The organism is Rodentibacter ratti (genome assembly GCF_002000485.1).
Lineage (GTDB): Bacteria > Pseudomonadota > Gammaproteobacteria > Enterobacterales > Pasteurellaceae > Rodentibacter > Rodentibacter ratti.
This window is the reverse complement of record NZ_MLAJ01000004.1, coordinates 118,929-139,690: the sequence shown is the minus strand read 5'-3', so window position 1 is coordinate 139,690 and position 20,762 is coordinate 118,929. Positions and strand designations below refer to the sequence as shown.

Sequence of the window (20,762 nt, the reverse complement as noted above, 5' to 3'; positions counted from 1 at the left end):
GCCGCTTTAGGCTGTGAAGGCTTGTTTTTCATTAGGCTAACACCTTACCTTCTGGAAACCAATCCGCTCGCCCATTGAGCAAATCTTGCACCGACATGGGCTTTTTACCTGCCGGTTGCAGTTGCAGAATATTTAGCACACCGTCAGCCGTGGCAATTTGAATGCCGGTTTTATCCGCTCGTAAAATCGTTCCCGCCGGTTTATTTTGATGGGGGAGCACTTCCGCTTGATGCACTTTTAAGGTTTGTAAATTCCCTTCTTTATCTTCCGTGCTGAAATAAGCCATCGGCCAAGGGTTAAAGGCTCGAATATTCCGTTCAAGTTGTGCGCTCGAAAGCGACCAATCCAATTTGGCTTCCTCTTTGGAAAGTTTGTCCGCGTAATTGCTTTGGCTATCCTCTTGTTTCTCGGCGATAAATTTTCCACTTTCCAGTTGATCAAGCACCTCAATGAGTGCCGGTGGTGCTAAGTCAGCCAATTTATCATAAAGACTGGCTGAGGTTTCTGTAGGCAAAATATCACAATAGACTTTGTGTAGCATATCACCGGTATCTAAGCCTTCATCCATTTGCATAATGGTGACGCCTGTTTGTCCATCTCCCGCCCAAATCGCACGCTGAATAGGGGCGGCACCACGCCAACGGGGCAAAATAGAACCATGCACGTTCAAACAGCCCAAACGTGGCGCTTCTAAAACCGCTTTGGGGAGAATTAAGCCATAAGCGACAACCACCATCACATCGGCATTCAACGCTTGTAATTCTGCTTGCGCCTCCACATTGCGTAAGGATTTAGGTTGATAAACAGGGATATTATGTTGTTCGGCAAGCTGTTTCACGGGGCTAGCCTGTAATTTTTTACCACGCCCCGCCGGTTTATCAGGCTGCGTATAAACCGCCATCACGTTATGTTGGGAATGGAGTAAAGCCTGTAAATGCTGTGCCGCAAAATCGGGCGTACCTGCGAAAATAATATTGAGTGGTTTCATCATGTTCTACGTTATGTTGAATAATGTTCCCGATAGTACGGGAGAGAAAATAAAATGCGGTCAAAATTAACCGCACTTTTCGTGATTATGTCTCTGTTGCACAAGGGTAGGGACACACTGCGTGTGTCCGTTATAAAATCAAATTTCAATATATTTCGTTGAAATCCCTGTTTGTACATTGACCACATAATATCGGTTATTGTTTTGCCATCTGTTTTTTATATTTGACTAATTTTTCTTTAATACGTTGACGTTTGAGCGGTGAAAGATAATCCACAAACAAAATGCCGTTAAGGTGATCAATTTCATGCTGAATACAAATGGCAAGTAAACCGTCTGCATTTAAGGTAAATTCTTTCCCATCACGATCCAGTGCCTTTACCGTCACTTTTTCTTTCCGAGGCACCAGCGCACGCACACCGGGAATCGACAAACAGCCTTCTTCAATACCGGTTTCGCCTTCTGATGCCAAAATTTCCGGATTAATTAATACCAGTTGATTTTGTTTATCGCCTTCAATATCAATGGTGATGATACGTTGTAAAATATCCACTTGCGGTGCGGCTAAACCAATACCCTCCTGTTGATACATGGTATCGAACATATCATCGACAATTTTGCGAATGTCATCGTTAACTTCAGTAACAGGCTCACAAACAACTTTTAAATGTTCGTCAGGATAAATTAATACATTAAGTGCGGTCATAATTTCTCTTATTTTTAAACTGTAATTTGTTGCATAATTGTAGCACAGGAAGGTTTTCCTGTCCTTAATTTGGGTGATTGGTAAAACGCTATTATCCAAACTCCAACTCAACCGCACTTTCGCCCAGCATATTGGCTAATTCCGTCAAAACTTCATCGGTAGGGGTAATCGACCACTGCACGCCAAGACGTAGCAGCGCTCTGCCTTTTGGACTTTGATAATACACATTAATCGGTAAGGTTCCGCCGCTCACCGGTTCAAGCATTTGTTTTAGTTGCTTAATAAACATTGGCGTGATTTGCTCATCCGACAAGCTAATGGCAAGGGATTTTGCATAACGGGAACGGGCTTCGTCCAAGGTCATCATATCACGTACCGTCATTTTCAGACCGCCGGAAAAATCATCGGTACTCACTTGTCCTGAAACTACGACTACCGTGTCTTTTTGCAGTTTTTCGCCAAACTGCTCAAGGCTTTCACCGAACAAGGTAATATCCAAACGTCCGGATCTGTCGTCCAATGTCGCCACGCCCAATCGATTACCTTTTTTTGTGATGGCAATGCGTGATGATACAATTAATCCGGCCGCAGTACTGATTTGACCACGGCGGTTTGGGGTCAGTTCTTTTAAACGGGTTGAACTGTAATGAGAAAGTTCTTTCAAATAACGGCTAACGGGGTGGCTACTTAAATAAAGCCCTAAGGTTTCCCGTTCGCCGTCTAAAATTTGTTTTTCCGTGTAAGGTGGGGTATTGGCATAGGCGTTTTCCACTTCTTCATAGGTTTCAGTCAACACACCAAACATATCCGATTGCCCCATGGCTTCGTCTTTAGCATGTTGATCGGAGGCTTTGAGGGCATCTTCCAAATTTTTAGACAGTGCCGCACGATGTGGCCCAAGTTTATCAAACGCACCGGACATAATCAGGCTTTCAAAGGTACGGCGATTGATTTTTTTCAAATCCACACGAGCGCAGAGATCAAATAAATCTTTAAAAAATCCCCCTTCATTACGTGCCGTAATTAATGCCTCAATCGGGCCTTCCCCCACGCCTTTGATCGCCCCGATACCGTACACAATTTCACCGTTTTCATTCACACTGAAATGATGTTTCCCCACGTTAATATCCGGTGGGGTAACTTTTAATCCCATACGCAAACATTCATCGTACAAGCCGACAATTTTATCCGTATTGTCCATTTCCGATGTCATCACCGCCGCCATAAATTCCGCTGGGAAATGGGTTTTCAACCAGAGGGTTTGATAAGAAACCAAGGCGTAGGCTGCCGAGTGGGATTTATTAAAGCCGTAACCGGCGAATTTTTCCACCAAGTCGAAAATCTTCATAGAAAGTTCGCCGTCAACGCCGTTTTTAATCGCTCCCGCCTCAAACACGGAACGTTGTTTTGCCATTTCTTCCGGTTTTTTCTTACCCATCGCACGGCGTAATAAATCTGCGCCACCGAGCGTATAACCGGCAAGCACCTGTGCAATTTGCATCACTTGCTCTTGATACAAAATGATGCCGTAGGTAGGTTCTAAAATCGGTTTCAGGCTTTCGTGCTGATAATTGGCGTCAGGATAAGAGACTTCTTCACGGCCGTGTTTACGGTCGATAAAGTTATCCACCATGCCTGATTGTAGAGGGCCGGGGCGGAACAATGCCACCAACGCGATAATATCTTCAAAACAGTCCGGTTGTAGGCGTTTAATCAAATCTTTCATACCACGGGATTCCAACTGGAACACCGCAGTGGTTTCAGCCCGTTTGAGCAATTCAAAAGATTCCGCATCATCCAATGGAATGGAGGCAATATCCACCATAGGTTTGCCTTCTCTCGCCATACGGGCATTCACCATATCCAACGCCCATTTGATGATGGTGAGGGTACGTAACCCCAAAAAGTCAAATTTGACTAAACCGGCATATTCCACATCATTTTTATCAAAATGGGTCACGGGATGAAGCCCCTCGCTGTCACAATAAAGGGGCGAGAAATCGGTAATCAGTGTGGGGGAAATCACCACGCCGCCGGCGTGTTTACCGGCATTTCGGGTGACCCCTTCTAACTTGCGCGCCATATCAATCAGCGCTTGCACTTCCTCATCACTGTCATAGGCAACCTGTAATTGCGGCTCGGCTTCAAAGGCTTTGGCGAGAGTCATACCCGGGTCGGGGGGAATCAATTTAGAAATGCGATCCACAAAACCATAAGGATGACCCAATACCCGCCCCACATCACGGATAACCGCTTTTGCCGCCATTGTACCGAAGGTAATAATTTGCGACACTGCACCACGTCCGTAGGTTTCCGCCACATGCTCGATCACCCGATCTCGTCCGTCCATACAGAAATCCACATCAAAATCGGGCATAGACACACGTTCAGGGTTGAGGAAACGCTCGAAAAGCAAATCGAATTCCAGTGGGTCGAGATCGGTAATTTTTAACGCATAGGCCACCAGTGATCCCGCACCTGAACCCCGTCCCGGCCCCACGGGAATGTCATTATCTTTCGACCATTGAATAAATTCCATCACGATCAAAAAATAACCGGGGAAGCCCATTTGGTTAATCACATCGAGTTCAACTTGCAAGCGCTCATCATATTCTGCACGTCTTTCTGACCGTACTTTTTCATCTGGAAACAAAAATGCTAAGCGTTCTTCTAAGCCCTCTTTCGATTTCATCACCAAATAGTCTTCCGTACTCAGTTCCCCCGTTGGGAATTGCGGTAAGAAATATTGCCCAAGACGCAATGTCACACTACAACGCTGTGCAATTAATAAGGTGTTTTCAAGGGCGGAAGGAATATCGGCGAATAAGGCGCACATTTCCTCTTCCGTGCGGAAATACTGTTGGGACGTGTAAAGTTTAGGGCGTTTCGGATCATCTAAGGTATAGCCATCGTGAATGGCAACCCGAATTTCATGGGCTTCCGCATCATCGGATTTTAAAAAGACCACATCATTAGTCGCCACAAGAGGGAGATTTTGTGCTTCGGCTAAGGCACAGGCGGCTTTAATATAGCGTTCTTCATCGGGCTTGCCGGTTCGTGTTAATGCTAAATAAAAATGATCAGGAAAAAATTCTTGATAAAAATTGACCGCACTTTGCGTTTCAGCGGCATTTTCTTTCAGCAATTTTTTCCCCACGTCGCCTTTAGTACCGCCGGATAAAATAATCACCCCTTCACGGTGTTCGACTAACCAATCTTGATCGATATAAGGCAGGTCGTCATAACCCCGTTGATAAGCCTTCGACAAGAGCAGTGTGATGTTTTTATAGCCCATATTATTTTTCGCCAACAAGGTCAGATCAAATAATTCATCGCCGCATAGCTCACTGCGCACCCGCACATCCGCCCCAATAATCGGTTTAATGCCGGCAGACAGCGCCTCACCATAAAACCGCACGACACCACAGAAATTAGTAAAATCCGTCAGTGCCATCGCCACCATATTATTCGCCGCACAGGTTTTCACCAAAGGTTTCACTTTGGCGATACCATCAATCATCGAAAAATCACTGTGTGTGCGAAGGTGAACGAAACGGGGTTGTGCCATTGAAAATCCTTGAAAGTGCGGTTGATTTGAATGAATTTTATGGGCGGGTATTATACGAAAATTTAGGGGGAAGGGAAAATAAGGGGCGTAGGAATAAATTTTTGCCCCTTTATTGTCAGAAGAATATCAGGCTCTACGTAATTTTTGGTGCTGCGCCAAAATCGCTAAAAATTCTTCCGGCAACTGCGATACCACTTGAGCCACAATATCAGCCGGAATTTCACCATAAAAAGCCTCCGAAATTGAGCCTGTAATCGCCGCAATGGTATCACTGTCTCCTCCAAGAGAAACGGCTAAACGGATAGCATTTTCAAAACTTTGGCTTTCTAAAAAGGCGACAATTGCTTGCGGAACAGATCCCTGACAGCTCACATCAAACTTATACTCAGGACGAATTTCATCGCAGGTTTGTGATAAGTTATACCCAAAACTCTCTTCAATATACGCTTTAATTTTTGTTTTATCTTTTGTAGTTCGAGCTAAAAAGATCGCGGTGGCTGTAGCCTGTGCCCCTTTAATACCTTCGGGATGATTGTGCGTGATTTCAGCCGAGCGTTTAGCATACTCAAGGGTTTCTTCGAGGCTACCAAAGAGCCACCCCACCGGCGATACCCGCATTGCCGAACCATTGCCCCAACTATTGTATGGCTCAGGTTCAATAGTCGGATTTAACCAACGGTAAAACATTCCGCCATAGCCTGCATTGTAATAACGAAATCCCCAGTAGCGCATAATTTCAACAAGATTTTCTTTTGCCCCCTGATTTAGCCAATCTGCCACCGCAACAGTGCAGACCGTATCATCAGTAAAACGGCATTTAGGAACAATCAATTTAAAATCTGTTGCACGGTAATTATTAAACTCAAAACGTGATCCGATAAAATCACCAACAATCGCACCTAACATAATGCTTCCTTAATGAATAATGCTGTACTACATTGTAGCTGAGCCAAAACGGGTAAAAATTCAAAGGGTAGTTTTTGGATAACCTGATTTGTAATTTCCACCGGAATCTCACCATAGAAAGCTTCAGCAATCGAGCCCGTTATCGCCGCAAGAGTATCACTATCGCCTCCAAGGGAGACGGCAAGGCGAATAGCGTGTTCAAAATTATCACTTTCTAAAAATGCGATTATCGCTTGAGGAACAGTGCCTTGGCAGCTTTCGTTAAACTTATATGTCGGACGGATTTCATCACAGGTTTGTGATAAATCGTAACCAAAAGTTTCTTCAATATAGCTTTTGATTTTTCCTTTATCTTTCGTCGTACGGGCTAAAAAAATCGCCGCAGCGGTGGCTTGTGCCCCTTTAATGCCTTCGGGGTGATTGTGCGTGATTTCAGCCGAGCGTTTGGCATACTCAAGGGTTTCTTCAAGAGTTTCAAATGCCCAGCCCACCGGTGAAACACGCATTGCCGAACCATTTCCCCAGCTGTTGTAAGGTTCTGGCGTAACTTTTGTATTGATCCATTTATCAAACATTCCGCCATAGCCTGCATTTGAATACCTCTGACACCAGTAGCGCATAATCTCAACAAGATTTTCTTTTGCCCCCTGATTGATCCAATCCGCCACGGCAACCGTGCAGACCGAATCATCAGTAAACTGAGACGCTGAAGTCATAAACTCAAAATCCGTTGCACGGTAATTTCTAAACTCAAAACGAGAACCCACAACATCACCAATAATTGCACCTAACATAATTACTCCTTATCAATAGATTGTGCTGTAATAAGCGAAACTAAGTATAATGCCCATGCAATAGATTGTCGTGACAGGTTGTGTCGCAGCAAAAAATAATTACGATGATATGGCAAAAAAGGAGAATGGACTTTGCTGTAAGGGGTAATATTGATGGGATTTTTCTAGCGATGCTCAATAAACAAAAAGTGCGGTGAATTTCACCGCACTTTTATAACATTAATGATCTTATTTTCTTGCGAGAGGTGGAACAAACATTAAACCTAAATCCCAAGGTTGTTCAATCCAAGTATTTTGTGGGATGTCGATCACATAATCATCTACTAATTCTGCGCCTGCCGGTTTGGCGAAAACGGTAACAAATTTTGCATTAGGATACATTTCACGAATTGCACGAGCAGTGTTGCCGGTATCCACCAAATCATCCACCACAATAAAGCCTTCCCCACCGTTTGGCACTTCTGCGGCGTGTAACACTTGCAGTTCACCTTGATTTTTATGATCGTGATAGCTAGCGATACAAACGGTTTCTACATGGCGAATATTTAGTTCACGCGATAGCACAGCGGCCGGAAATAAACCGCCACGGCTCACCGCAATAATACCTTTCCATTGGGAAGCGGGAAGTAAACGTTCTGATAATTTGCGGGCGTGCATTTGGAACATATCCCAAGTCACAACATATTTTTCGCTCATAATTACACCTTAGTATCAATAAATAAAAATTGCGTAAGGATAACCTGAAACAAGGTTTTATGCTATTATTTCGTGAAATTTTTCGTAAAAAGGAGCGAATATGTCTGAAATTACCACCCTACAACCACAATTATTATGGAAATGGTTTGATCAAATTTGTGCCATCCCCCATCCCTCTCATCATGAGGATGAATTGGCAAATTTCATTGTGAACTGGGCGAAAGAAAAACAATTTTTTGTGGAACGTGATGAAGCCGGCAATGTACTGATTCGTAAACCGGCAACCGCCGGAATGGAGAACCGCGCACCAGTGGCATTGCAAGCCCACTTGGATATGGTGCCGCAAGCCAATGAGGGCAATCCACACGATTTCACCCAAGATCCGATTCGCCCTTATATTGACGGAGACTGGGTGAAAGCCCAAGGCACCACATTGGGTGCTGACAACGGAATTGGTTTAGCCTCTGCCCTTGCGGTGTTGGAAAGCGATGATGTGGCGCATCCGCCTCTTGAAGTGTTGCTCACCATGACGGAAGAAACCGGTATGGACGGTGCATTAAATCTTCGCCGTAACTGGTTGCAATCAGACATTCTCATTAATACGGATACGGAAGAAATCGGCGAAATTTACATTGGTTGCGCCGGTGGCATTAATGCCAATTTAGAACTACCGATAGAACGAGAAAACAATGCGTTCGAGCATTGCGTTCAACTCGCTTTAAAAGGCCTGCGTGGCGGTCATTCCGGTTGTGATATTCACACAGGCAGAGCCAACGCCATTAAAGTGTTAGCCCGTGTATTAGCAAAACTTGTGCAAAACCAACCGCACTTTGCTTTAGCAGAAATTCGTGGCGGTTCTATTCGTAATGCGATTCCTCGTGAAGCGGCAGCGGTGCTGGCATTCAATGGCGATCTAAATACCCTTGAAAGTGCGGTCAAAAATCTTGAAGTTTTACTCAAAGAAGAATTGTCGATTGCCGAACCGAATTTAACCCTTTTTATTGAACCAACAGACAAAGCCGAAACCGTATTCACCGAACAAAGCACACAAACCGTGATTCACTTGCTCAATGCCTTGCCAAACGGCGTGATCCGCAACAGTGATGTGATTAAAAATGTGGTGGAAAGCTCGCTTAGTATCGGCGTGTTAAAAACCGAAGGCGGCAAAGTAAAAGGCACGATTTTAGTGCGTTCATTGATTGAAAGCGGTAAGGCTTATGTGACGGAATTATTGAGCTCCGTTGCCACTTTAGCCGGTGCGAAAACCGAATTCTCCGCCCCTTACCCGGGCTGGAAACCGGTGAACGACTCCGCCATTCTCAACCTAACGAAAAAACATTATACCGAGGTATTAGGCAAAGACCCCGAAATCAAAGTGATCCACGCCGGTCTTGAATGTGGTCTACTCAAAGAGCATTATCCGCATATTGATATAGTGTCTTTAGGTCCAACTATTCGCAATGCCCATTCACCGGATGAGAAAGTGCAGATTTCAGCGGTACAGACTTATTGGGAGGTGTTGGTGAGAGTGTTGGGAGGGGATATATCGAATTAAAACCTAAATATCTAAGTAAAGAGTGGTAGGTTTTTAAAAATTTTTAGAAACCTACCTTGCTTTTATTTCTAGAAAATTTGAAAACAATAACGATATCCACCTATTTTGGAGGGACCTCTAAAAGAATATTTAATCCCTTTGTATATCTATCCCAAATATCGCTAACACGACTGAAATCACCTACTATATAATGTAAAGGGTAATCAGTAGGCAAGTACTGGTGAGTATCAGAAACTCCGCAAATCTCCGATAATCTCTGATAGGTTTCTGAGTCGGGGTCTCCTGATTTAAGAATCGTAGAATGAATAAATTTCTCAGGTGGCATAATTCCCCCCCCAGTAGATGATTCATACTGCATAAAATGACTTAATATCTCTTCTTTTTTTTCTTCTATCCCACACTCAGTCCCAGAATATTTTTTATTTATTTGTTCTAATTTTTCTTCTTTAGTTATATATTTATCACCATCAAGTACAAAAAATGATTTATCAAACAACTCTTTTGATGATAAATACAAACCACATGCTATAGTAAATGCATTATCTACTGCACCAAATCTAGTAATATCATATTCTCTCACTAATTTATTTCTTCTGAGAAACTCTTTCACAATCTCTTCTGATACAATATCTTCTACATATATGACCCCACTCTTTGGGTATTCACCTGTAAGTTGTGCTATACATTTATTAGTTGTACCATCAAAACATTCCGTTTTACCCTGTGGTGAATTAAAAATATGTTTCACATCTATTTGCGATTTAATTTCAATATTATTTAATACATCATCTCTATGAGATGTGAATATTATCTGTAAATTTTTGTCCTTAGATATTTTTATCATTATATCTAACATTTTTAAAAGTGCAGATGTATGTAATGTCAAATCTAACTCATCAATCAATACTAGGGAACCTTCCCCAGCTGTATGTAACAATGTTACTAATTCAATAATCTTACTTTCTCCAGCCCCCATAAAAAGGCTTGGATAATACATATCGCCAACTTTTGCTAGCTTATATTTTTTATCATTACAGTCAGATAACTCATCATATACTCTATTCATCACAAAATTAATATCTTTTACAATCTTGCCCTTTAAAGTATCCGTACTGTCTTTACTTATTGTAATTCTACTTTTTTTCTTCTCTCTCTCTATTTTTGGAACACATATGTCAATTCCCACAAAATAAACTTCTCTTCTTGGTCTATCTTCATATCGAGTCCATCTACTTTTCTTTTTTTCATAAGTTCTGTTTTTTACTGAATCATATGTAATTTCAAGCTTACTACCATCCCAAGCACCAAAATTGGTTGGAATAAAAAAGTCAGAAAATCGATACTCTTCACCTTTGTTCGGTCTTCTAGGGTCATCTTTTTTCTTTTGATATACACAAGCCAAAGCGTGTAATACAGTGGACTTACCACATCCATTAGGACCAAATATAGCTGTAATATTCTTTTCCCTATTAAATGATAATTCTAGATTATGAATATTTTTAAGCTTTGTAATACTCATTTTATCTAAAAAATTATTACACTTATCATTCATATTTTACCCTCTTAGAAATTTATTTAGATACTACTCCCTTTCAGGGCTTTTTTTTAACCTATTTTCCAAAATCAACCTTCCATTTTGGAACTTAATAATACCGCAAGATTTTGTGTTGCATCATCAGCGATAAATTCAAATTCCGCTTTGCCACATAGCTTACAAAAGAGGAGAAGACATTCTTTTACTTTACCCCCCCCTTCACCAACTTCCACAACGTCATCAATACAAGCAATACTATCATAAGGTTAGAGAAAATAAAGGCAAACATTGCGATGCCGGATAGTATCTGATTATGATAAAAAACAACGGCGCTATTTGCCATGGAGGCTAAGCCGAATGAGAAAGCCCATAAACCGATGTTTAAGCCTTTCTCAATAATCCAAGGGAAAATTCTCAATAGAAAGAACATTTGCAAAAAACCATAGCCGCATAGGATTTTGGCGAAAGTATCGACTTCGCCTTGATTGACGGCGAGATAAGCGGAAGCGCAGACAAATGCCGGGGCGAGAATAATCCCCATGGTGGCACGAAAAGGCGGTTCTAAGGAAGAAATGCGTAAATGTTGGAGCAATACCGGTTCAAACATCATCCACGCGAGGAAACCGGCACCGAAAAATAAATAGCCAAGATCATGATAGCCTAATAAAGCGAGTGAACTTGCACTGGTGAAATTTGCGGCGACAGAGGGTAAATAAAAGGGTGGGCGTGTTGATTTTTGCTCAAAAACACCGCCTTTCCAGAGTTCACTCATTCTAAAAGAAGAAAATAGTAACTGCCCGATGGCTCCGAGCCAAATCATCACTTCCGCTATCATAGGATTCCAACGATAGGCAATATCGCCGACTAACATAGTTGTGATAGGAATCAATGCAAGAAAAGAAAAGCGAACAGGGCAGCGATATTCTTCCTTCACTTCGTGGAAATAATAACGCAATTTATACCCATACATAGCAATAAAGGCTAACCAAACGATCATTGCCGTAATGCCGATCACATCACTAGTCGTTTGCGCCCAAGGGAAGAAATCCGCCAAATGCCACCATGCCAAAGAGAGTGCCGATAATCCTAGAGGGATACCAAAATAGCCGGTGGGCAGAGGAAAAGGTTTTGTTGTAGTCATTTAATTATCCTTATAAAAAATCTTTGCGTAAGTCTAACAATAAATGGTAGGACTTTCCCAAAAATTTCAAACTCTTGAAAAAATGACCGCACTTTGAATTCTCATCGCCAAGTCATTGCTCCTATAATGGTCAACAAAAAAGCCCCTTTCGGGGCTTTTTTATCTATATTGCAAAATTACTCTTCCATTTCGGAATTTAATAATGCCGCTAGGCTTTGCGTTGCATCATCTGCGATAAATTCAAATTCCGCTTCGATATCCGCATCGGTTGCAAAAGTAGAAATTGGTTCTTCAATTGCTTCCACCGCTAATTCCGCTGCTTTTTGGCGGTTTTTAATGCGATTTTGGTGATACGCAAAACCTGTACCCGCCGGGATTAAACGACCCACGATCACGTTTTCTTTCAAGCCACGTAATTCGTCACGTTTACCTGCCACAGCCGCTTCGGTAAGCACACGTGTGGTTTCTTGGAACGATGCAGCTGAAATGAAGGATTCCGTTGCAAGAGAGGCTTTGGTAATACCTAATAATTCGCGCTCAAACTCAACCAACGGTTTGCCTTCTGCTTCACGTTTACGGTTGACGATTTTCACACGAGCCACTTCCACTTGTTCCCCTTCAAGGAATTCAGAGTCGTAAGCCTTAGTAATCACCGCTTTACGCAACATTTGGCGAACGATGACTTCAATGTGCTTATCATTGATTTTTACCCCTTGTAAGCGGTAAACATCTTGCACTTCATTGACAATATATTCGGTCACCGCACGTACGCCACGTAAACGTAAAATATCATGTGGTGTTTCCGCACCATCAGAAATCACGTCACCACGTTGTACCATTTCACCTTCAAATACGTTGAGCTGACGCCATTTTGGAATCATTTCTTCGTACACTTCGCCCTCTGCCGGTGTAATTAGCAAGCGGCGTTTACCTTTGGTTTCTTTACCGAAGGAAACGATACCTGAAATTTCTGCCAAGATCGCCGGCTCTTTTGGTTTGCGGGCTTCAAATAAGTCTGCAACCCGTGGAAGACCACCGGTAATATCTTTGGTTCCCACCGATTCTTGCGGAATACGCGCCAATGGTTCACCGACTTTCACCGCTGCGCCATCGTCTAAGCTCACGATAGCTTTACCTGGTAGGAAGTATTGTGCAATAACATCGGTTTCCGGTAAGAATACGTCATTACCGTTTGCATCAACTAATTTGATGGTTGGACGTAAATCTTTACCTGCGGTTGCACGTTCACCCACATCTTGTACCACAATAGAGGATAAACCGGTCAATTCATCGGTTTGACGTGTTACGGTTAAACCGTCCACGATATCTACGAATTTCACGAAACCTGCCACTTCAGACACAACCGGCATGGTATGCGGATCCCAGTTCGCCACGGTTTCACCCGCAGTGACTTCTTGACCATCACCTTTACTTAATACCGCACCGTAAGGCACTTTATAGTGTTCTTTAGTACGACCAAATGCATCAGTAATAGTCAATTCTGTATTACGGGAGGTTAAAACTAATTTACCTTCGTCATTAGTTACAAATTTCGCATTGGCTAAATGTAATGTACCGGTATTTTTCGCCTGTACGCTTGACTCTTTTGCTGCCGCAGATGCCGCACCACCGATATGGAACGTACGCATGGTTAACTGTGTTCCCGGCTCACCGATAGATTGCGCAGCAATAACACCTACCGCTTCCCCTTGATTGATTAAGTGACCACGTGCTAAGTCACGACCGTAACATTTCGCACACACACCATAATCAGTATCACAGGTTACGACAGAGCGTACTTTCACACTATCCACCGAATTTGCGTCTAGCACATCACAGAGTTTTTCATCTAATAATGTATTACGTGCAATTAAGACTTCGTCCGTACCCGGTTTATAAATGTCTTCTGCCGCTACACGACCTAACACTAACTCACGAAGTGGAACTTTTTCATCGCCCCCCTCAATTAATGGGGTCATCACTAAGCCTTCATGCGTGCCACAATCGTCTTCAATGATCACTAAGTCTTGTGCCACATCAACTAAACGGCGGGTCAAATAACCGGAGTTCGCTGTTTTCAACGCAGTATCCGCCAAACCTTTACGTGCACCGTGGGTTGAAATAAAGTACTGAAGTACGTTCAACCCTTCACGGAAGTTTGCAGTAATTGGCGTTTCAATGATCGAACCATCCGGACGAGCCATCAAACCACGCATACCGGCTAGCTGACGAATCTGTGCTGCAGAACCACGCGCACCGGAATCCGCCATCATAAAGATACTGTTAAAGGAGGCTTGTTTTTCAAGTTTACCTTCACGATTGAGCACTTCTTCCGTAGAAAGATTTTCCATCATTGCTTTTGCAACACGCTCGTTCGCCGCAGCCCAAATATCGATCACTTTATTGTAACGCTCACCTGCCGTCACAAGACCGGATTGGAATTGCTCTTGGATTTCCGCCACTTCGTCTTCCGCTGCAGAAATAATTTCGTATTTCTTCTCCGGAATAACCATATCATCAATACCCACTGATGAACCGGAACGGGCAGCATAAGCAAAACCGGTGTACATAATTTGGTCAGCAAACATCACCGCTTCTTTTAAACCTAAACGGCGATATGCTTCATTAATTAATTTAGAAATCGCTTTTTTGCCTAATGTTTGATTAAACAATGCGTATGGCATACCTTTTGGTGCGATCATCCATAAAATTGCACGGCCAATCGTCGTATCGGTGAGCGTAATTTTCGTTTCAAACTCATTCGCATCATTTTTCACGTATTCGGTAATACGCACTTTTACACGAGAATGTAATTCTGCCTGACCGGTACGATAAGCCTTTTCAGCCTCGCGCGGATCTTGCAATAACATGCCTTCGCCTTTACCGTTTACTTTTTCACGGGTCATATAGTAAAGACCCAACACCACGTCTTGTGATGGCACGATAATCGGCTCACCGTTCGCCGGTGAAAGCACGTTGTTGGTTGACATCATCAACGCACGGGCTTCTAACTGTGCTTCGAGGGTTAATGGCACGTGAACCGCCATTTGGTCACCGTCGAAGTCCGCGTTAAACGCCGCACAAACGAGTGGGTGTAATTGAATCGCTTTACCTTCAATTAAGATTGGCTCAAATGCTTGAATACCTAGACGGTGAAGGGTTGGTGCACGGTTCAATAGAATCGGGTGTTCACGAATCACTTCCGCAAGAATATCCCAAACAATGGCATCTTCACGCTCAACCATTTTCTTCGCCGCTTTGATCGTTGTCGCATAACCACGGCTTTCTAATTTCGCATAGATAAACGGACGGAATAATTCCAATGCCATTTTCTTCGGTAAACCGCATTGATGTAGGTGCAGGTATGGCCCTACGGTAATAACGGAACGACCGGAGTAGTCAACACGTTTACCTAATAAGTTTTGACGGAAACGACCTTGTTTACCTTTAATCATATCCGCTAAAGATTTTAACGGACGACGATTAGAACCGGTAATCGCACGACCACGGCGACCGTTATCTAATAAGGCATCGACCGATTCTTGTAACATCCGTTTTTCGTTGCGCACGATAATATCCGGCGCAATCAAATCCAATAAACGTTTTAAACGATTGTTACGGTTGATTACACGACGGTATAAATCGTTCAAATCAGAGGTAGCAAAACGACCACCATCAAGTGGTACTAACGGACGTAAATCCGGTGGAAGTACCGGTAATACGGTCATTACCATCCATTCCGGTTTATTACCGGATTGCACAAAGGCTTCTAACAATTTTAAGCGTTTAGTGATTTTCTTACGTTTGGTTTCAGAATTGGTTTCTTGTAATTCCTCACGTAATTTTTCACATTCCACTTCAAGATCCATACCTTTTAACAGATCTTGGATCGCTTCCGCACCCATTTTGGCTTCAAATTCATCTTGCCAACGATCTTCTGCCTCAAGGTATTGTTCTTCCGTTAATAATTGACCGCGTTCTAAATCCGTCATACCCGGTTCGGTCACAATGTACATTTCAAAATAAAGTACACGCTCAATATCACGTAACGGCATATCTAACAATAAACCGATACGGGACGGGAGGGATTTTAAGAACCAAATGTGTGCCACCGGTGAGGCTAATTCAATGTGCCCCATACGTTCACGACGCACTTTGGTTTGCGTCACTTCAACGCCACATTTTTCACAAATCACACCACGGTGTTTTAAACGTTTATATTTACCACATAAACATTCGTAATCTTTTACCGGCCCGAAGATACGCGCACAGAAAAGACCATCACGTTCAGGTTTGAACGTACGGTAGTTAATGGTTTCAGGTTTTTTCACTTCACCAAATGACCAAGAACGGATCATATCCGGTGAGGCTAACCCAATTTTAATCACATCAAAATCTTCACTGGTTTTTGACTGTGCTTTTAAAAACTTAACTAAGTCTTTCACAAATGTTCTCCTGTCGGAGTTAAAGGTTTAAAGTGCGGTTAAAAATTAGCGAGAATTTTGACCGCACTTCGGCGATTTCAAGTTTTATGCTGTTGTAAATCTTGCCTTCCCCTGCTTTGCGGGGGAAGGTGCCCGAAGGGCGGAAGGGGGCTAAAATTCTCCCCCCTCAGCCTTCGGCAGCTCCCCCCGTAAACGGGTGGAGCCAAGGGATAACATCATTTAAATATATTCATCAATGCTCATTGAGCACCATTGATTACTCTTCGTCTAATTCAATATTTAGACCAAGTGAGCGGATTTCTTTCATAATCACGTTGAAAGATTCCGGTGTACCTGGATCCATTTGTTGGTTGCCGCTGACGATGTTTTTATACATCTTCGTACGACCGTTCACATCATCGGATTTCACAGTGAGCATTTCTTGTAACGTATAAGCCGCACCATAAGCTTCAAGTGCCCATACCTCCATCTCACCGAAACGTTGACCACCGAATTGTGCTTTACCACCCAATGGTTGTTGCGTAACGAGACTATAAGAACCCGTTGAACGAGCATGCATTTTGTCGTCAACCAAGTGGTTCAATTTGAGCATGTACATGTAACCTACGGTGACCGGACGCTCAAATTTCTCACCGGTACGTCCATCGTATAAGGTGATCTGACCGGAAGTCGGTAAACCGCCGAGTTTTAATAACTCTTTGATTTCCGTTTCATCCGCACCATCAAACACAGGGGTAGCAACCGGTAAACCTTTACGTAAGTTATCTGCTAAACGTAGCACTTCTTCATCAGTGAAGGTGCTTAAATCCACTTTTTGTGAACCTTGTCCTAAATCATAGGCTTTTTGCATATAACTGCGTAATTTTTCCACTTCTTGTTTTTGTTTAAGCATCGCATTGATTTGATCACCAATACCTTTTGCCGCTAAACCTAAGTGGGTTTCAAGGATCTGACCGATATTCATACGGGATGGAACGCCCAGTGGGTTTAATACGATTTCAACCGGTTGGCCGTTTTCATCGTACGGCATATCTTCAACAGGATTAATTTTTGAGATAACCCCTTTGTTACCGTGACGACCCGCCATTTTATCACCCGGTTGGATCTGGCGTTTCACCGCAAGATAAACTTTCACCACTTTCAATACGCCTGGTGCAAGATCATCACCTTTGATGATTTTCTTACGTTTCACTTCAAGTTTGAGTTCAAACTCTTTACGAAGCTCTTCGTATTGCTCTGCGAGTTGCTCTAATTGGTTTTGTTTCTCTTCATCGGCAATGGTTTGTTCTAACCATTTAGTACGATCTAATTTATCTAATTGCGCTTCATCCACGCCACCTGAAATAAGAAGATTGCGAACACGGGCGAATAAACCAGCCTCTAAAATTTCCAATTCATCGGAAAGGTCTTTCTTCGCTTCTTTTAATTGCATTTCTTCAATTTCTAGCGCACGTTTATCTTTTTCCACACCATCACGGGTGAAGACTTGTACGTCGATAACCGTACCGCTTACGCTGTTTGGTACGCGTAATGAAGAATCTTTCACATCAGAGGCTTTTTCACCGAAAATTGCACGTAACAATTTTTCTTCCGGTGTTAATTGGGTTTCACCTTTCGGTGTCACTTTACCGACTAAGATGTCGCCACCTTTTACTTCCGCACCCACATAAACGATACCGGATTCATCTAATTTGCTCAGTGCCGATTCGCCCACATTTGGAATATCTGCGGTGATTTCTTCTGCGCCTAATTTGGTATCACGAGCCACACAAGAAAGTTCTTGGATATGAATGGTGGTAAAGCGATCTTGTTGAACCACACGCTCAGACACTAACATGGAGTCTTCGAAGTTATAACCATTCCATGGCATGAATGCCACACGAATATTTTGACCTAATGCCAACTCCCCTAAATCGGTTGAAGGACCGTCAGCCAAAACCTCACCACGATTAATCGGATCGCCCAAATTCACACAAGGAATTTGGTTGATACAGGTATTTTGGTTAGAACGGGTGTATTTGATTAAGTTATAAATATCAATCCCCGCCTCACCTGCAACGGTTTCATCTTCATTCACTTTAATTACGATACGCGAAGCATCTACATATTGAACGATACCACCACGTTTCGCCACCACAGCCACACCGGAGTCAAGGGCAATCGGTTTTTCCATGCCCGTTCCCACCAACGGCTTATCAGCACGTAATGTTGGAACTGCCTGACGTTGCATGTTTGCTCCCATCAAGGCACGGTTCGCATCATCATGCTCAAGGAATGGGATCAATGCCGCCGCCACAGACACCACTTGTTGAGTGGATACGTCCATATAATGGATATCTTCAGGTTTATATAAACCGGACTCACCACGCTCACCACGCGCCGTAACAAAGGCATCGGTAAAGCGATTGTTCTCGTCTAGGTTTGAGTTTGCCTGTGCGATGATATAATTTGCTTCATCAATAGCGGATAAATATTCGATTTCTTCCGTCACTTGACCGTCAATAACTTTACGATACGGGGTTTCTAAGAAACCGTAATCATTAGTACGGGCAAAGGCGGAAAGAGAGTTGATTAAACCAATGTTCGGACCTTCAGGCGTTTCAATTGGACATAAACGACCATAGTGGGTGTTATGTACGTCACGCACTTCAAATCCTGCACGCTCACGGGTTAAACCGCCCGGACCTAATGCAGAAATACGACGCTTATGGGTCACTTCCGATAATGGGTTGTTTTGATCCATAAATTGCGAAAGTTGTGAAGAACCAAAGAATTCTTTCACTGCCGCAGAAATAGGTTTCGGATTAATTAAATCCTGTGGTGTGATCGCATCTAAATCACCTAAAGATAAGCGCTCTTTGACCGCTCTTTCTACACGCACTAAACCAATGCGGAATTGGTTTTCCGCCATTTCACCCACAGAACGGATACGACGGTTACCTAAGTGGTCAATATCATCCACTTCACCACGGCCGTTACGGATATCAATAAGTTTACGCATGACCGCAATGATATCTTCATGACTTAAAATACCACTGCCCACGCCTTCAGGAATACCTAAAGAGCGGTTGAATTTCATACGACCTACTGCAGATAAATCATAACGTTCTGCAGAGAAAAATAAGTTATGGAATAAGGCTTCTGAAGATTCCGGTGTTGGCGGCTCGCCCGGACGCATCATACGATAGATTTCGTAAAGCGCACTGGTTTTATCGTAAGTCGGATCAACACGTAAAGTTTCAGAAATATAAGGGCCGTAATCTAAGTCATTGGTAAATAAGGTTTCAACAACGTTGTAGCCCGCTTGTGCTAACTTGGCTAAAATTTCTAAAGAAATTTCACCGTTCGCCGGACAAATAATTTCCCCGGATTCCAAATCCACATAATCTTTTACCGCAACTTTACCCACGATATATTCGGTCGGCACCACAACTTGTGTCACGTTATCTTTTTCTAATGCTTTAATGTGACGTGCAGTAATACGACGACCACGTTCTACATAAACTTTGCCGTTTACTTCAATATCAAAAGAAGCGGTTTCACCACGTAAACGCTCCGGCACGAGGGTCATTAATAATTTATTGTCGGCGATTTCAAAGGTCACTTTATCGAAGAATAAATTTAAGATTTCTTCGGTGGTGTAGCCTAATGCACGAAGAATAATGGTTGCCGGTAATTTACGACGACGGTCAATACGTGCATAAAGGTTATCTTTCGGATCAAACTCAAAATCCAACCAAGAGCCGCGGTAAGGAATGATACGTGCGTTGTATAGCACTTTACCTGATGAATGGGTTTTACCTTTATCAGAATCAAAGAATACACCCGGGCTACGGTGCAATTGTGAAACGATAACACGTTCAGTACCGTTGATCACAAAGGTACCGTTGTCAGTCATTAATGGGATTTCACCCATATACACTTCATTTTCTTTAATATCTTTGACTGCACGTGAAGAAGACTCTTTATCGTAGCTCACAAGACGCAATTTAACACGCAAACCAGCCGCATAAGTTGACCCACGAATTTGGCACTCACGCACATCAAATTCCGGTTCTTCTAAACGGTAATCAACATATTGTAATTCGGTATAGCCATTGTTGCTAACAATCGGAAAGACTGAACGGAAAGCAGCTTCTAAGCCTTGCTGACCATCAGGATCTTTTTGAATAAATTTATCAAACGAATCTAATTGGATAGTTAATAAATAAGGTACATTTAAAACTTGCGGACGTTTGCCGAAGTCTTTACGAATTCGTTTTTTCTCAGAATAGGAGAGACCCATTGGTTGGTTTTCCTCTATCAATTTTAGTGAGACTGAGCTGACACAAGAAAAAGTGCGGTCAATTTTGGCCTCGTTTTAACTTATATCAAGGTATGGACACCGTTTTCAGGAACCGCACTCTGAACCTTACTTCTGTAGTGGGTT

Annotated in this window: 11 protein-coding genes; 1 reads left to right on the top strand and 10 read right to left on the bottom strand. The window is 42.9% G+C overall.

The annotated features are described in order from the left end of the window. Positions 1-31: 31 nt before the first annotated feature. The 6 genes from fmt to gpt form a co-directional block, all read right to left on the bottom strand. Positions 32-988 carry a methionyl-tRNA formyltransferase gene (gene fmt / locus BKG94_RS04910; RefSeq protein WP_077434793.1) on the bottom strand — a complete coding sequence of 319 codons (957 nt, stop codon included), beginning with the start codon at positions 986-988 and terminating at the stop codon, positions 32-34. 196 nt (positions 989-1,184) lie between these two features. Continuing rightward, positions 1,185-1,694, bottom strand: a complete 510-nt coding sequence (gene def, locus BKG94_RS04905) for a peptide deformylase (RefSeq protein WP_077434791.1) — start codon at positions 1,692-1,694, stop codon at positions 1,185-1,187. Positions 1,695-1,785: 91 nt separating this feature from the next. After that, entirely contained in the window at positions 1,786-5,262 is a 3,477-nt protein-coding gene (dnaE, locus tag BKG94_RS04900) for a DNA polymerase III subunit alpha (RefSeq protein ID WP_077434789.1), read from the bottom strand. Between the two features lie 126 nt (positions 5,263-5,388). Next, a complete protein-coding gene (locus BKG94_RS04895) occupies positions 5,389-6,168 on the bottom strand; it encodes an ADP-ribosylglycohydrolase family protein (protein WP_077434787.1) in 780 nt (259 codons plus the stop codon). Next, entirely contained in the window at positions 6,162-6,962 is an 801-nt protein-coding gene (locus BKG94_RS04890; RefSeq protein ID WP_077434785.1) for an ADP-ribosylglycohydrolase family protein, read from the bottom strand. Before BKG94_RS04890 ends, BKG94_RS04895 begins: the two co-directional genes overlap by 7 nt. Before the next feature lie 228 nt (positions 6,963-7,190). Continuing rightward, positions 7,191-7,658: a xanthine phosphoribosyltransferase gene (gene gpt, locus BKG94_RS04885; protein WP_018357239.1), complete on the bottom strand. Its 468-nt coding sequence runs from the start codon at positions 7,656-7,658 to the stop codon at positions 7,191-7,193. 100 nt (positions 7,659-7,758) lie between these two features. Here gpt and pepD point away from each other — a divergent pair, with 100 nt between their 5' ends. Further along, complete coding sequence (gene pepD, locus BKG94_RS04880) at positions 7,759-9,213, top strand: beta-Ala-His dipeptidase (protein WP_077434783.1); 1,455 nt, start codon at positions 7,759-7,761, stop codon at positions 9,211-9,213. Positions 9,214-9,313: 100 nt separating this feature from the next. Here the strand turns inward: pepD and BKG94_RS04875 are convergent, their stop codons facing one another. From BKG94_RS04875 to rpoB, 4 genes are all read right to left on the bottom strand, one after another. Further along, a complete protein-coding gene (locus BKG94_RS04875; RefSeq protein WP_077434781.1) occupies positions 9,314-10,765 on the bottom strand; it encodes an ATP-dependent nuclease in 1,452 nt (483 codons plus the stop codon). A 184-nt stretch (positions 10,766-10,949) separates the two neighbouring features. After that, positions 10,950-11,888 carry a dicarboxylate transporter/tellurite-resistance protein TehA gene (gene tehA, locus BKG94_RS04870; RefSeq protein ID WP_077434779.1) on the bottom strand — a complete coding sequence of 313 codons (939 nt, stop codon included), beginning with the start codon at positions 11,886-11,888 and terminating at the stop codon, positions 10,950-10,952. Between the two features lie 176 nt (positions 11,889-12,064). Next, entirely contained in the window at positions 12,065-16,333 is a 4,269-nt protein-coding gene (gene rpoC / locus BKG94_RS04865) for a DNA-directed RNA polymerase subunit beta' (protein WP_077434777.1), read from the bottom strand. 256 nt (positions 16,334-16,589) lie between these two features. Continuing rightward, positions 16,590-20,618, bottom strand: a complete 4,029-nt coding sequence (gene rpoB / locus BKG94_RS04860; protein ID WP_077434775.1) for a DNA-directed RNA polymerase subunit beta — start codon at positions 20,616-20,618, stop codon at positions 16,590-16,592. Between the last annotated feature and the right edge of the window lie 144 nt (positions 20,619-20,762).